The organism is Agrobacterium sp. ST15.16.024, from assembly GCF_027956545.1.
Lineage (GTDB): Bacteria > Pseudomonadota > Alphaproteobacteria > Rhizobiales > Rhizobiaceae > Agrobacterium > Agrobacterium cucumeris.
In genome coordinates, this window is sequence record NZ_JAQKGO010000001.1 from 694,597 (window position 1) to 708,384 (window position 13,788).

At 59.7% G+C, this 13,788-nt stretch carries 13 protein-coding genes; 7 read left to right on the forward strand and 6 right to left on the reverse strand.

What is annotated here, in order from left to right:
* The first annotated feature begins 29 nt into the window (after positions 1 to 29).
* The 4 genes from ispH (at position 30) to PL640_RS03380 (ending at position 3,027) form a co-directional block, all read left to right on the forward strand.
* Positions 30 to 1,076 carry a 4-hydroxy-3-methylbut-2-enyl diphosphate reductase gene (ispH, locus tag PL640_RS03365; RefSeq protein ID WP_137037217.1) on the forward strand — a complete coding sequence of 349 codons (1,047 nt, stop codon included), beginning with the start codon at positions 30 to 32 and terminating at the stop codon, positions 1,074 to 1,076.
* A 94-nt stretch (positions 1,077 to 1,170) separates the two neighbouring features.
* Complete coding sequence (locus PL640_RS03370; protein WP_269698551.1) at positions 1,171 to 2,139, forward strand: homoserine kinase; 969 nt, start codon at positions 1,171 to 1,173, stop codon at positions 2,137 to 2,139.
* Entirely contained in the window at positions 2,136 to 2,576 is a 441-nt protein-coding gene (gene rnhA / locus PL640_RS03375) for a ribonuclease HI (RefSeq protein ID WP_003494262.1), read from the forward strand. Before PL640_RS03370 ends, rnhA begins: the two co-directional genes overlap by 4 nt.
* Positions 2,577 to 2,718: 142 nt before the next feature.
* Positions 2,719 to 3,027, forward strand: a complete 309-nt coding sequence (locus PL640_RS03380) for a Dabb family protein (protein ID WP_142839232.1) — start codon at positions 2,719 to 2,721, stop codon at positions 3,025 to 3,027.
* 243 nt (positions 3,028 to 3,270) lie between these two features.
* Here PL640_RS03380 and PL640_RS03385 read toward each other — a convergent pair whose 3' ends face one another.
* Both PL640_RS03385 and PL640_RS03390 read right to left on the reverse strand, forming a co-directional pair.
* Positions 3,271 to 3,756 carry a peroxiredoxin gene (locus tag PL640_RS03385; protein WP_149898739.1) on the reverse strand — a complete coding sequence of 162 codons (486 nt, stop codon included), beginning with the start codon at positions 3,754 to 3,756 and terminating at the stop codon, positions 3,271 to 3,273.
* Positions 3,757 to 3,978: 222 nt separating this feature from the next.
* Complete coding sequence (locus tag PL640_RS03390; protein ID WP_271360789.1) at positions 3,979 to 4,827, reverse strand: protein-disulfide reductase DsbD domain-containing protein; 849 nt, start codon at positions 4,825 to 4,827, stop codon at positions 3,979 to 3,981.
* 161 nt (positions 4,828 to 4,988) lie between these two features.
* Here PL640_RS03390 and PL640_RS03395 point away from each other — a divergent pair, with 161 nt between their 5' ends.
* The 3 genes from PL640_RS03395 (at position 4,989) to PL640_RS03405 (ending at position 7,200) form a co-directional block, all read left to right on the forward strand.
* Positions 4,989 to 5,594, forward strand: coding sequence for a YqgE/AlgH family protein (locus PL640_RS03395; RefSeq protein ID WP_142839235.1), 606 nt, complete (start codon positions 4,989 to 4,991; stop codon positions 5,592 to 5,594).
* A gap of 138 nt (positions 5,595 to 5,732) precedes the next feature.
* Entirely contained in the window at positions 5,733 to 5,924 is a 192-nt protein-coding gene (locus PL640_RS03400) for a CsbD family protein (protein WP_046798516.1), read from the forward strand.
* Between the two features lie 169 nt (positions 5,925 to 6,093).
* Positions 6,094 to 7,200: a zinc-binding metallopeptidase family protein gene (locus PL640_RS03405; protein ID WP_271360790.1), complete on the forward strand. Its 1,107-nt coding sequence runs from the start codon at positions 6,094 to 6,096 to the stop codon at positions 7,198 to 7,200.
* 203 nt (positions 7,201 to 7,403) lie between these two features.
* Here PL640_RS03405 and PL640_RS03410 read toward each other — a convergent pair whose 3' ends face one another.
* The 4 genes from PL640_RS03410 to thrC are packed head-to-tail and all read right to left on the reverse strand — an operon-like array spanning position 7,404 to position 13,666.
* Positions 7,404 to 10,319: a sensor domain-containing phosphodiesterase gene (locus tag PL640_RS03410; protein WP_142839238.1), complete on the reverse strand. Its 2,916-nt coding sequence runs from the start codon at positions 10,317 to 10,319 to the stop codon at positions 7,404 to 7,406.
* Positions 10,316 to 10,915: a GNAT family N-acetyltransferase gene (locus PL640_RS03415; RefSeq protein WP_142839239.1), complete on the reverse strand. Its 600-nt coding sequence runs from the start codon at positions 10,913 to 10,915 to the stop codon at positions 10,316 to 10,318. The genes PL640_RS03410 and PL640_RS03415 overlap by 4 nt, the downstream gene beginning before the upstream one ends.
* Positions 10,916 to 10,948: 33 nt before the next feature.
* Positions 10,949 to 12,247, reverse strand: a complete 1,299-nt coding sequence (locus PL640_RS03420; RefSeq protein ID WP_269698853.1) for a M16 family metallopeptidase — start codon at positions 12,245 to 12,247, stop codon at positions 10,949 to 10,951.
* A 21-nt stretch (positions 12,248 to 12,268) separates the two neighbouring features.
* Positions 12,269 to 13,666: a threonine synthase gene (gene thrC / locus PL640_RS03425; RefSeq protein ID WP_142839240.1), complete on the reverse strand. Its 1,398-nt coding sequence runs from the start codon at positions 13,664 to 13,666 to the stop codon at positions 12,269 to 12,271.
* Positions 13,667 to 13,788: the final 122 nt, after the last annotated feature.

Sequence of the window (13,788 nt, forward strand, 5' to 3'; positions counted from 1 at the left end):
CACGCCAAGAAGCAGGCCAAGGAGCACGAATGAACATCGCCGTTTCCAAACCCCCTTTGACGATAAGGCTGTGCGGACCGCGCGGCTTTTGCGCGGGCGTGGACAGGGCGATCCAGATCGTCGTGCTGGCGCTGAAGGCCTATGGTGCGCCGGTTTATGTCCGCCACGAAATCGTGCATAATCGCTATGTGGTGGAAGGGCTGGAAGCCAAGGGCGCGGTTTTCGTCGAGGAACTGCATGAAATCCCTGCCGAACATCGCGAACAGCCGGTGGTTTTTTCCGCCCATGGTGTGCCGAAATCCGTGCCTGAGGATGCGCAGGCGCGTAACCTGTTTTATCTCGATGCCACATGCCCGCTGGTCTCCAAGGTTCACAAGCAGGCCATGCGCCACCAGCGCCTTGGCCGCCATGTGGTGCTGATCGGCCATGCCGGTCACCCTGAAGTCATCGGCACCATGGGCCAGCTGCCCGAAGGTACCGTCTCGCTGGTCGAAACGGTGGAAGACGCTGGCACATATGAACCGGTGGACCGTGAAAATCTCGGTTTCGTCACCCAGACGACGCTGTCGGTCGATGATACCGCCGGCGTCATTGCCCGTCTGCAGGAACGGTTCCCCGCCATTCAGGCGCCTGCCGCCGACAGCATCTGTTACGCAACCACCAACCGTCAGGATGCGGTGAAACAGGCAGCACCCGGCTGCGACCTGTTCATCGTTGTCGGCGCACCCAATTCCTCCAATTCCAAGCGGCTGGTGGAAGTGGCGCTGCGGGCCGGGGCAAAGCACTCCGTGCTGGTGCAGCGGGCGGCGGAAATCGACTGGGATGCGATCGGCGATATCCGCACCGTTGGTCTTTCGGCTGGCGCATCCGCACCTGAAGTTATCGTCGATGAAATCATCGAGGCCTTCAAGGCACGGTTCGACACCACGCTCGATCTTGCCGTGACGGTTGAGGAAACGGAACATTTCCTCGTCAACCGCGAGCTGCGCAGCATCGAGCTGACGACGGATGACATGGCGTTCGTCAACGGTAATGCCAGCAATGCGCTGCCGCCGAAGACCGCCGCCGGTGCCTAGAACAGGGTGATGGCGAGGTGAGCGCTTCTCACCTTGCATCCGTCATTCCCACCCCCGGGATTCTCATTCCATCCTTCATCAAGAGATTTTTAAATTGGCAGTTTATACTGATATCACCGAAGATGATCTGAGGAATTTCCTCACGCAGTACGACACCGGCAGCCTCACTTCTTACAAGGGCATTGCCGAAGGTGTCGAAAACTCCAATTTCCTCCTGCACACCACCAAGGAACCGCTGATCCTGACGCTTTATGAGAAGCGGGTGGAAAAAAACGATCTGCCGTTTTTCCTCGGCCTCATGCAGCATCTGGCCGCCAAGGGCCTGTCCTGCCCCTTGCCCCTGCCGCGCAGGGATGGCGAATTGCTGGGCGAATTGTCGGGCCGGCCGGCGGCGCTGATTTCCTTCCTTGAAGGCATGTGGCTAAGAAAGCCGGAAGCCAGACATTGCCGCGAAGTCGGCAAGGCGCTGGCCGCCATGCATCTGGCGGGTGAGGGGTTCGAAATCACGCGCCCCAACGCACTCTCCGTTGAAGGCTGGAAGGTGCTGTGGGACAAATCCGAAGATCGCGCCGACGAGGTGGAGAAGGGCCTTAGGGACGAGATTCGTCCGGAGATCGATTATCTCGCCGCCCATTGGCCGAAGGATCTGCCGGCCGGCGTCATCCATGCGGATCTGTTTCAGGACAATGTATTTTTCCTCGGCGACGAACTCTCCGGCCTGATCGATTTTTATTTCGCCTGCAATGACCTGCTCGCTTATGACGTGTCGATCTGCCTCAATGCCTGGTGCTTCGAAAAGGATGGCGCCTATAACGTCACCAAGGGCAAGGCGCTGTTGGAAGGTTACCAGTCGGTGCGGCCGATGAGCGAGGCGGAACTGGAAGCGCTTCCGCTGCTGGCGCGCGGTTCGGCGCTGCGCTTCTTCCTGACGCGGCTTTACGACTGGCTGACGACGCCGGAAGGCGCGCTGGTGGTGAAGAAAGACCCGCTGGAATATCTGCGCAAGCTGCGGTTCCACCGCTCGATCGCCAATGTCGCCGAATATGGGCTGGCGGGCGAATGAAACATGTCGATATTTTCACCGATGGCGCCTGCTCCGGTAATCCCGGTCCGGGTGGCTGGGGCGCCGTGCTGCGTTATGGCGAGGTGGAGAAGGAACTGTCCGGTGGCGAGGCCGAGACCACCAATAACCGCATGGAGCTGCTGGCGGCGATTTCGGCACTCAATGCGCTGAAAAGTCCCTGCGAGGTCGATCTTTATACCGACAGCGCCTATGTCAAAGACGGTATTACCAAGTGGATTTTCGGCTGGAAAAAGAAGGGCTGGAAGACCGCCGATAACAAGCCTGTCAAAAATGTCGAACTATGGCAGGCGCTTGAAGCGGCACAGGAGCGTCACAAGGTTACCCTGCACTGGGTGAAGGGCCATGCCGGCCACCCGGAAAACGAGCGCGCCGACGAATTGGCGCGCAAGGGCATGGAGCCCTTCAAACGCCGGTAACGCAGGCCTGCTTTATTGCCCCTCGGCTCAGTCCGGGCTGATTTGGTCTGGGCCGCATTTATCGGGGTTGTGAAAACAGAAACCCGACTTATCTTGTCGTCAAGGGCGCCTGCGTTGCGTCCAGCGGAGGAGAGGAATCCGGATGATCCTGCATTGTGTATTTCTACGCTTCAAGGCTGCGACGGCATCCTCTGAAAAACACGCGATATTCGAGGCGATTGCTGCCCTGAAGGACGTGATACCCGGCATAATCGATGTGAAATACGGCCAGAATGTCTCGCCCGAAGGCCTGAACGGCGGTTTTGTCGACGGCTTCATCGTGACGCTGGAAAGCCCCGAGGCCCGCGACGACTATCTCGCCCATCCGCAGCATGTGGAAGTGGGGGAGCGCCTGGTGTCGCTCACCGATGGCGGTCTGGCCGGTCTTCTGGTGTTTGATATGAATGTTTGAGAGGGCGGCGGGGCCGCTGTTTCGTTTTTATGGCGAAAAGCAATGTGGTGTGTCTGGCGATCTTGCATCATCAAGCACACCGTCACCCCGGACTAGATCCGGGGTCCAGCCAGCCCAAGTCCTTGGGCTGAAAAAAACTCTTCCACGGCGCAGACGCGCCGTGGCTGGATGCCGGATCAAGTCCGGCATGACGGAGGATGGGGTGAAGAACTCAATGTCACGGACAGAGCGCCAGAGCCGCCCTTAAAGCTGCTCGATCATCGCCGCAGCAGCGGAAACCGTCGCTTGACCGGGATTTTCTTCCACGTTGAGCGACTTCACCACACCGTCTTCAACCAGCATCGAATAACGCTTGGAGCGCACGCCGAGCCCGCCGCCGGAAAGGTCGGCATCGAGGCCGAGCGCCTTGGTGAAGGCCGCGTCCCAGTCGGCGAGGAAGTGGATCTTGCCCTGGCCGCCGGAGGATTGCGCCCATGCGCCCATGACGTGCCAGTCATTGACGGCGATCACGGCAATGTCATCCACGCCCTTGGCGAGAATGGCGTCGCGGTTTTCGAGGTAGCCCGGCAGGTGGTTCAGCGAGCAGGTGGGGGTGAAAGCGCCGGGTACGGCGAAAAGAACGACCTTCTTGCCGCCGAAAAGCGCGTCCGTGGTGGTTTCCACCGGGCCGTCGGCCGTCTTTTCCTTGAAGGTTGCGGAAGGCAGTTTTTCGCCGATCTTGATGGTCATGTCCATGCTCCTGTGGTCGTTCGGTTGGCGCGACTATAGAGCATTTCCAGTAAAAGTGCGTAGCGGTTTTACGTCCGGATAATGCAATAAAACAAAGAAATAGAGCACGTCCGGACAACTCCGTTCAGACGTGCTCCAGAGCACGGAAATGAAATCTGTCATGCGGTTTTCGAGGTTATTTCCAGAGTTGAGCCACCGGTTCGGGGACAACACAAGAAGCGCTCAGGGCTTTGGAAAATTCAGCATCGTCTCCATCGCCCGATCCCCGGATTTGACCAGAATGGGCCAGCTGTTGCCGGGCACCTGATAGGTTTTCGGCAGGCCCTTGATGTTCATGTAGAAGGACAGCTTGCGCTTGTCGCGCACCATGTTCTGCGGCTCGTAATAGGCAAAGCCAGAGGGGCCGGCGATGAAGATCTCGGTTTCCTTCGGCGCGTTTTCCGGCAATTGCAGCTGTACGCCGAGCATGGTCTTGTCGGGCGTGATGTGGAAATCGATGACCTTGAAATCGTCGGAGGCGGCTTCGGGCAGCGTTTCGCGGGCTTCCTCCAGCAGACGCCGCTCCTCGCCATCGTCGTCACCCGCATTGCCACGGTCGATCGAGAATGTCGCCTCGAAGGGAATGCAGATATTCTGGCATACGCCGATAAAGGCGGTGAGGTTGATCTTTCCGCTGGCCGCCGGGTCGGTGGCTTTCAGCTGAAAAGGCAGGCTGACGGCATGGTCGTAGCCGATATCGGTGATGTCGCCATTTTCGATGAGCTTGGGAACGGGATAGGCCATGGTGGTGAGCGTAACACCGCTTGCCGGATCAAGCGTGATTTGCGGCGGTATGCCGGCTTCGCCCGGCTCGCGCCAATAGGTTATCCAGCCGTCCTTCGGCTCGATCTGCAACACGCCGCGCACCACGCCGTCCGCATCCATGGCAAGGCTTGCCACGCGCATCTGGCCGCCTTCGCTCCTGGCCCAATCGGTAATTTCGGCCCGGGCGGCTTGCGCGCCGCCGAGGAGAGCGGCAAACAGGGCCGCGAAACGAAGATGTGAAAATCGGAAGAATGTCCTGGCGCTCATGCTTCCCGTCTAACCCAACATTGCCCGGCCGACCAGTTACGAATTCGTGGGGTTCATCATTTTCGGTTGATTGATGGCACGCTATGCCGCATCCTGTCCCTTGTCGAAGTGCGAACGCCGTTTTCCGTTCAATCACGGAATTCGGTCTGCTGGAGGCGCCGGTGAGCTTTTCAACCCTGATGGACAAACGCGAACGTGGCTTTCTCGACGGTCAGTTCCTCATGGCGATGCCGGGGCTGGACGACGGTAATTTTGCCCGTGCGGTGATCTATATCTGTGCCCATTCGGATGCCGGCGCCATGGGCTTCATCATCAACCGGCCGCAGCAGATCACGTTTACGGACATTCTGCTGCATCTGAAACTGGTGGACAGCAACGACGCCATCATGCTGCCCAACCGCACCCGCGAATTTCCGATCCAGTGCGGCGGCCCGGTCGAATCGGGCCGCGGTTTCGTGCTGCATTCCGATGATTATTTGAGCGAATCCAGTATTCCGGTCAGCGACGATATTTCGCTAACGGCGACGCTGGATATCGTCCGTGCCATATCCAACGGCCGTGGCCCGCAAAAGGCAACCATGCTGCTCGGTTACGCCGGCTGGGGACCCGGCCAGCTGGAAAACGAGATCGCCAATAATGGCTGGCTGAACTGCCCGGCGGCGGAAGAACTGATTTTCGACCGCGGGCTGGATAATAAATATGAGCGGGCGCTGGCCCTGATGGGCGTTGATGCCCGCATGCTCTCCACCGATGCCGGCCACGCGTAAACCAGGAACGCCGGAATTTGGCGAGCGTATATTTTCTGCCTCCCACTTATCATTATAGGTGGGAACCAAATCCTGCCCCCTCACGTTACTCACCCGGAAAGCCGGACAGACAGTACGGCTCAACTAGGGAGCAGTAAGATGGGTAGCACATCAGACAAGATTTCCGGTACGGCAAACGAAGTTGCTGGCAAGGTCAAGAAGAGCGTCGGCGAAGCCACCGGCAATAACGAGCTGCGCGCCAAGGGTGCCGCCCAGGAAACCAAGGGCAAGGTACAGAAGAGCGTCGGCAAAGCCAAGGATGCCGTCAAGGGCGCCGTTGACCGGATGTAATAACGCCTGACGATCTTCCGCCTCTCAAACGATGCGGCGCTTGGAGCGCATGTGTTACCGCACATGCGCTCTTGTCGTATGGGATGCCGGAACGACGGGTTGTTACGCCGTTCATGCTGACATCGTATGTTTTCCTTCGTTCAACTGATCCATCGCAAGGGTTTCATCAATGAGACTTTTCTCCTGCGCATCCTGCGGCCAGCCGGTCCATTTCGACAATCGTTTCTGCGTTTCCTGCGGCCATCGCCTTGCTTTCGTGCCGGAGCGCCTTTCCATGGAAGCGCTGGCGCCGGCCGGCGAACCGAACTGGCAGATCGTCGCGGAGCCGCAAAAACAGGTACGTTTCTGCGCCAATGAAGTGAATGACATCTGCAACTGGTCGGTACCGGCGGAAAGCGACAGCGCCTTCTGCCCGGCGTGCAGCCATAATCGTCTGGTGCCCGACATTGCGACGGAGCAGGGGATCGAACAGTGGCGCCGAATCAGCCAGGCGCAGAGGCACCTGTTTTATTCGATCCTGCGGCTCGGCCTGCCACATCCCAACCGTGATGTTGATCCGGCCGGCGGACTTGTCTTCGACTTTCTGGTCGATGAGGTGGCGCCCGATGGTTCGGTTATTCCGGCGATGACCGGTCATGATGAAGGCCTGATCGCAATCCGCGCGGCGGAAGCCGACGATGTAACGCGCGAGCAGGTGCGCGCCAACATGAATGAGCCCTATCGCACCCTGCTTGGCCATTTCCGCCACGAGGTCGGGCATTTCATCTGGAACAAGCTGGTGCGTGATGCGAACCGGCTGGAGGCCTGCCGCGCAGTGTTTGGCGATGACCGCGAGGATTATGGCGCGGCGCTGCAACGCAATTACGATGGGGGACCAAGTCCCGACTGGCAGGAAAGCTTCATAAGCTCTTACGCCTCAGTCCACCCCTGGGAAGATTTCGCCGAATGTTTCGCCCATTACCTGCATATCGTCGATACGCTTGAGACCGCCCGCGCCTTCGGCGTCGCAATCGATCCTGATGGACATGAGGAAATGGCGGCCGAGGTGACGTTTGATCCTTACAATGCCCGCAGCGCCGCACAGCTGGTCAAGGCGTGGATTCCCCTCAGTGTCGCCATCAATTCCATCCAGCGCAGCATGGGGGAGGCCGACCTCTACCCCTTCGTGCTGACACCGCCGGTGGTGGCGAAAATGGAGTTCATTCACGACCTGCTGCATGGGAAGGTGGCGGCGGATGAAGCGCCGATGGCAGGGCAGAATTCGGCAGTGCAGTGAATGCCTGGAGGCGGAGAGTCCTGATCAGGGGAAGCATCGTTTCCTTCTCCCGTCATACCGGCCTTGAGCCGGTATCCAGCCAGCCCAAGTCCTTGGGCTGAAAGGAGCCTTTCCGCCGGGCAGACGCCCGTTGGCTGGATTCCGGCTCAAGGCCGGAATGACGCCGTGTGTGGGTGAGAGGGCATAACAATCGCCCTCGAAGTTTACGAAGCCCGCTTCGTCGGCTGGAACCGCTCCCGCAGCAGCTTCAGCGCCGCATCGCCCGAGACCGGGGTGCCGAACAGGAAACTCTGGCCGAAGTGGCAGTTCATGCGGGAAAGCTCGGCCGCATCTTCAGGCGTTTCGATGCCTTCCGCAACCACCTGCATGTCGAGCGCCCGAGCCATGGCGATGACGGAGCGCAGGAGCACATTGCGTTTGTCGCTGGTATTGGCCACCAGCGCCTTGTCGAGCTTGATGGTGTCGAAGGGGAAACGGGTCAGATAGGCGAGTGACGAATAGCCGGTGCCGAAATCGTCCATGGCGAGGCTCAGGCCGGTTTCCTTCAGCTTGGAAAGCACAAGCCGCGCCTGTTCCGGGTTTTCCATGACGACGGATTCCGTCAGTTCCAGCTTCAGCTGCTGCGGATTGCAGCGCGTGCGGGTCAGCATGCCGCGCACGTCGTTATACAATTCGTTGTTCAGCAATTGCGCGCTGGAAATATTGACGGAGATGAAGATCGGCATCTTCTCGATGGCATGTTGCCAGTCCATCAGGTCGGTTGCCGCCCGTTCCAGCGCGAACATGCCGAGCGGCTCGATCAGGCCGGAGGCTTCCGCGATGGGGATGAATTCGCTTGGCGGAATATTGCCGCGCTTGGGGTGTTCCCAGCGCATCAGGGCTTCAAAACCGGCCAGCTCACCGTCATCAAGCTTGACGATCGGCTGATAGGCAAGCGACAGCTCCTTGCGCTCGATGGCGCGGCGAAGGTCGCTTTCCATCTGCAACCGATCGGTGCCTGACGTGCGGAAGGCGGGGCGGAAAGGCTCGACGCGGTTGCCGCCGGCGCGCTTGGCGCGGTACATGGCCAGCTCCGCATCGCTGAGCAGACCGGCCGCACTTTCCTGCTGGTCGATCCACGAGACGAGGCCGATGGAGGCGGTGAGGATGATTTCGCGGTTGGCGAAATTGATCGGCACCATGATCGCCTTGTTCACCGCATCGGCAAAATCGGCGACCCGCTGCGGATCGCGCTCCGAGGTCAGGATAAGGCCGAATTCATCACCACCAAGACGCGCCAGCGTATCCTGCGGTTTCAGCAGCCGGCGCAGACGCCGCGTCAGCGCGATGAGAATATTGTCGCCGGCGGCGATGCCCAGCGTATCGTTGACCAGCTTGTAACGGTCGATATCGATCGCCATCACGGTCGGGCGTACGCCCTCGCTATCGGGCGAGAGATTGAGGATCGATTGCAGGCGGTCAAGGAAGACCTGCCGGTTCGGAAGCCCGGTCAGATTGTCGTTCATCGCATCCTGCAACAGCCGCTCGACCGAATTCTTCTGCTCGGTAATATCGGTGATGGTGCCGACGCAGCGGATGATTTCGCCGTTGGAGCCGAGAACCGGACGGGCGCGGATTTGCAGCCAGTGGAAATGTCCGTCTTCGGCGCGAATGCGGAATTCGTGGTTGAGACGGCCCTTGCGATGGTCGAGCAGCACGTCGAGTGTCGCCTTAAACCGGTCGCGATCATCAGGGTGCAGGCGCGGCAGCCAGTTGCGCGCCGCACCATGCATGGTGCCGGGTTCGAGCCCCAGCCGGTTGGAAATGTCAGGCGTGGTGACGATGCGGTCACGCGTCACATCCCAGTCCCAGACGGTATCGCCGCTACCCGTAAGGGCCAGCGACTGGCGTTCGAGGTCGGAGAACAGACCCTGCTGATAGGCGCTGCCGGCAAAGGCGTGCTGGATGACGGTAAAGCCGATCAGAAGCACGATCAGCACCAGCCCGCCGCCGAGCGCCGGCTGCACGATGTCGTTGTCCAGTTGCCCCGTCACCGTCAGCCAGCTGCCGAACAGCCAGACGAGGATCAACGCCCAGGAGGGGACCAGCAAGATGGCCCGGTCATATTTGTTGAAACCGAGATAGATGATGAGCGCGATGCCGGCGGTCGCCGTCAGCGCGAAAGATACGCGGGCAATGCCTGATGCGACCGAGGGATCGTAAATGGCAACGCCAAACAGCAGCGCCAGACCCACCACCCAGGCAAAGGTCGCATAACCCAGATGCGCATGCCATCGGTTGAGATTGAGATAGGTGAAGAGGAAGACCACAAAGCTGGAGGCGAGCGCGACTTCCGCGCCCGCCCTCCATATTCGCTGATCGCTTGAGGTGACCGTGATGAGCTTTTCGAGAAAGCCGAAATCGACGCAGATATAGGCCAGAACCGCCCAGGCGAGTGCTGCGGAGGCCGGCAGGACCGAAGTACCCTTGACCACGAAAAGGATGGTCAAAAGCACGGCCAGCAGGCCGGCAATGCCAAGCACGATGCCGCGATAGAGCGTAAAGGCGTTGATCGTGTCCTTGTAGGCTTCCGGTTCCCACAGATAGAGCTGCGGCAGCTGCGGCGTGGAAAGCTCGGCAACGAAGGTGATGACGGAGCCGGGGTTGAGCGTGATGCGGAACACGTCGGCGTCGGGGCTCGGTTGCCGGTCAAGCGCAAAGCCCTCACTCGGCGTGATCGCCATGATGCGCTGCGAGCCGAGATCGGGCCAGAACAGCTTGGAATTCACGAGGCGGAAATGCGGGGCGACGATGACGCGCTCCAGCTGCTCTTCTGACACGTTGGCGAGCGCGAAAACCGCCCAGTCGCCCTGGTGGTCGGTGGAACTGGCGCGCACCTCGATACGGCGGCGGATGCCGTCGGGGCCGGGCGCGGTCGAGACCTGAAAGGCTTCGCCCTGATTGGCATAGATATCGGTGGTGGCAGTCAGATCAAGCGCCGTGTCGTCACGGGAAATTTTCACCGGCTCGAAGGCATAGGAATAGGAGGAGAAAAGCAGAAACAGCAGGAAAAACGGCACGGCCAGCGCGATTGCCGCCAGACGTTTCGTGAGGCATGGCTCATGGTGAATGTAGGTCATGTATCGTACTTCGTTCCGCCGGAGCTTTGCTTGTCGGCAAGAAGGGAAAACATCATATGATCCCGCCATTGGCCATTGATTTTCAGATATTCCCGCAAGAGGCCTTCCCGCTGGAAACCGGCATTTTCGAGAAGCCGGATGCTTTTGAAGTTTTCCGGAATACAGGCTGCCTCGATACGGTGCAACTGAAGTCCGTTGAAGATGTATGGTATTACCAATTTTAATGCGGCAGACATATGGCCTCGTGCCGCGTGCCGTTCGCCCGTCCAATAGCCGATCATGCAGCTCTGCGCGGCACCCCGGCGGATATAACCAATGGTGATGCCGCCGACGAGCAGGGTCTCTTTTTCGAACAGCAGGAACGAGACGGCGGTGCCGGAGGAAAACTCCTGCCCGTTGCGCACCACGCGCATCCGAAAGGAGCCTTCGGTCAGTTCATCAGGGCGCCAGGTGGGTTCCCAGGGCTGAAGAAACTGCCGGCTTTCGGAGCGCAGCACATGCCATTGCTTGAAATCGCTGTAGCGCGGCAGTCTGAGAAGATGGTCGGCGCTGCGCAGTTCAGGCGTGTCGTTATGTCGGGAAAGAAAACGCAGCATTCACCATCCCTGTGCGGAAGAAACCGCCATGTCTCAGCCGTTCGCCTTTATCCTTGCAGGCTGCTGCGCAGAAAGCGCGGCAGTGATGTCTGAAAGAGGCGGCAGATGTTCAAGCGGGCCAATTGCGGACAATGTTGGAACTGTATCGAAAAACAGCCGTCCCGCAAGATCGGTCAGGCGCTCACGCGTGATGTCGCCGAGGCGCTCCATCATCTCCTCATTGGGAATGGGCCGGCCGTAAAGCATCATCTGCCGGGCCATCTGGCCGGCACGGGCGGCCGGGCTTTCCTGCCCCATCAGCAGTTGCGCGCGGATCTGCGCCCGGGCGCGGTCGATTTCTTCCTGATGGATGGTCTGCGACGATTTGCGTAGCTCATCGAGAATGACGGGCACCAGTTCCGGCAGGTCGTTGGCGCCGGTGGCCGCATGCACGCCGAAGATGCCGGTATCGGAAAAGCCCCAATGGAACGCATAGACCGAATAGCAGAGACCGCGATATTCGCGTACTTCCTGGAACAGGCGGGAGGACATGCCGCCGCCGAGAATATTGGCAAGGATCTGCGAGCAATAAAAATCGCGGGCGTGATAGGCCTTGCCCTCGAAGCCCAGCAGCACCTGCGCGTCCATGAGATCGCGGGTTTCGCGGATTTCGCCACCGGTATAGATCGCTTTTTCCATGACCGGCGTGGCAATGGGCAGCTGCGGCAGCGAGGCGAAACGTTCTTCCACCTGCTTGACGAAGCTTTCGTGATCGACAGCACCGGCCGCGACGACGAAGATGCGATCCGTCGTGTAATTGCGGGCGAGATAATGCCTGATCTGGCCTGTCGTGAAGGATTGTACGGTATCAGGCGTGCCGAGGATCGGCCGGCCGATCGTCTGGTCGCGATAGGCGACACCGGAGAAATTGTCGAAGATAACGTCATCGGGCGTATCGGTCGCAGCGCCGATCTCCTGGAGGATGACGTTTTTCTCCCGCTCCAGTTCCTCTTCGTCAAAGAGCGATTCCGTCAGGATGTCGGCAAGGATATCGACGGCGAGAGGAACATGGTCCTTGAGGACGCGGGCGTAGTAGGAGGTGGTTTCCGTCGATGTCGCGGCGTTGACTTCGCCGCCGACATTTTCGATCTCTTCGGCGATCTGCCGGGCGGTGCGCCGCGCCGTGCCCTTGAACGCCATATGCTCGAGTAGATGGGCGATGCCGTGTTCGGCAGTCGTCTCGTTGCGGGACCCGGATTTGATCCACACCCCAAGAGCAACGCTTTCGAGATGCGGCATTCTTTCCGTCACAACGGTCAACCCGGACGAAAGCCGGGTCACATTAACTCTCATACTCAACGTCTTTCCGCGTCTCTATTTGCCGGCGCGTGCATGTTGGCCGATGAAGGTTTCCACGGCTTTCAGCTCTGCGTCCAGAATGTCGAAACGCTCCTCCCGGTTCATAATGTCAGCTAGCCATACTGGAAGCGCCGGGTCGATTGCGCAAGCGGATTTTACAGCGGCCGGGAATTTAGCCGGGTGGGCGGTAGACAGAACCACCATCGGGCTTCCCGCTTTTTCGTGCTTTTCCGCCACGAAAACACCGGTCGCCGTATGCGGGTCGATCAGGTATCCGGTTTTCTCAAGCGTCTCGCGGATGGTTGCCGCCACCTGCTTTTCGGTGGCGCGGCCGGCGCGGAAGTCCTTCTTGATGAATTTCAGTGCCTTCGGCGGAATTTCAAACGCGCCGGACTGCTTCAGACCGTCCATCGATGCCTTCACCGCCGCGGAATCGCGGTCATAGGCTTCAAACAGCAGGCGTTCGAAGTTGGACGAGATCTGGATGTCCATCGAAGGCGAGGTGGTGGGCTTGACGCCGCGCATCTCGTAACGGCCGGTCTTCAGGGTGCGCGCCAGAATGTCGTTGTCATTGGTGGCGATGACCAGCTTGTCGATCGGCAGGCCCATCTTCTTGGCGACGTAGCCCGCAAAGATATCGCCGAAATTGCCGGTCGGAACGGTGAAGGACACCTTGCGGTCAGGGCCGCCGAGCGACAGCGATGCGGTGAAATAATAGACCACCTGCGCCATGATGCGCGCCCAGTTGATGGAGTTGACGCCGGAAAGCTTCACGCCGTCGCGGAACTTCACGTCGTTGAACATTTCTTTGACCAGCGTCTGGCAATCGTCGAAATTGCCGTTAATCGCCAGCGCATGCACGTTGGAAGCGGTGGAGGTCGTCATCTGGCGTTGCTGCACCGGCGAGACCTTGCCGTTCGGGAAAAGGATGAAGATGTCAGTGCGCTCGCGGCCGGCAAAGGCGTCGATCGCAGCGCCACCAGTGTCGCCGGACGTCGCGCCGACGATGGTGGCGCGTTCGCCGCGCTCAGTCAGCGTATAGTCCATCAGGCGGGCGAGAAGCTGCATCGCCACGTCCTTGAAGGCGAGCGTGGTGCCGTGGAAAAGCTCCAGCACGAAAGTGTTCGGGCCGGTCTGCGTCAGCGGCACGACGGCCGGATGGCGGAACGTCGAATAGGCGTCATCGATCATCGCCCTGAACTTGTCGGCCGGAATTTCGCCGCCGGTGAAGCGATAGAGAACCTCGAACGCGACGTCCTGATAGGATTTGCCGCGCAGGTTGCGGATTTCCTTCTTCGTCATGGAAGGCCATTCGCGGGGCACGTAAAGCCCGCCGTCACGGCCAAGGCCCGCCAGAAGCGCGTCGCAGAAACCAAGCGAAGGGGCCGCACCCCGGGTCGATACATATTTCACGAGATAGTCCCCTGTCCTTAACCGGCCTTGTCCTTAACCGGTATGTCCGTCGCCGATCTTCGGCATCTTTTCCAGCAGCGTCTCACGGAAATGAGGCGATTGGCGAGGTAATGAAGGGCTTT

Excerpts from the sequence above, each read along its gene's own strand:
- ispH (WP_137037217.1), top strand. The coding sequence starts at position 30 with ATGAACATCGCCGTTTCCAAACCCCCTTTGACGATAAGGCTGTGCGGA.
- rnhA (WP_003494262.1), top strand. The coding sequence starts at position 2,136 with ATGAAACATGTCGATATTTTCACCGATGGCGCCTGCTCCGGTAATCCC.
- PL640_RS03380 (WP_142839232.1), top strand. The coding sequence starts at position 2,719 with ATGATCCTGCATTGTGTATTTCTACGCTTCAAGGCTGCGACGGCATCC.
- PL640_RS03385 (WP_149898739.1), bottom strand. The coding sequence starts at position 3,756 with ATGACCATCAAGATCGGCGAAAAACTGCCTTCCGCAACCTTCAAGGAA.
- PL640_RS03390 (WP_271360789.1), bottom strand. The coding sequence starts at position 4,827 with ATGAGCGCCAGGACATTCTTCCGATTTTCACATCTTCGTTTCGCGGCC.
- PL640_RS03400 (WP_046798516.1), top strand. The coding sequence starts at position 5,733 with ATGGGTAGCACATCAGACAAGATTTCCGGTACGGCAAACGAAGTTGCT.
- PL640_RS03405 (WP_271360790.1), top strand. The coding sequence starts at position 6,094 with ATGAGACTTTTCTCCTGCGCATCCTGCGGCCAGCCGGTCCATTTCGAC.
- PL640_RS03410 (WP_142839238.1), bottom strand. The coding sequence starts at position 10,319 with ATGACCTACATTCACCATGAGCCATGCCTCACGAAACGTCTGGCGGCA.
- PL640_RS03415 (WP_142839239.1), bottom strand. The coding sequence starts at position 10,915 with ATGCTGCGTTTTCTTTCCCGACATAACGACACGCCTGAACTGCGCAGC.
- PL640_RS03420 (WP_269698853.1), bottom strand. The coding sequence starts at position 12,247 with ATGAGAGTTAATGTGACCCGGCTTTCGTCCGGGTTGACCGTTGTGACG.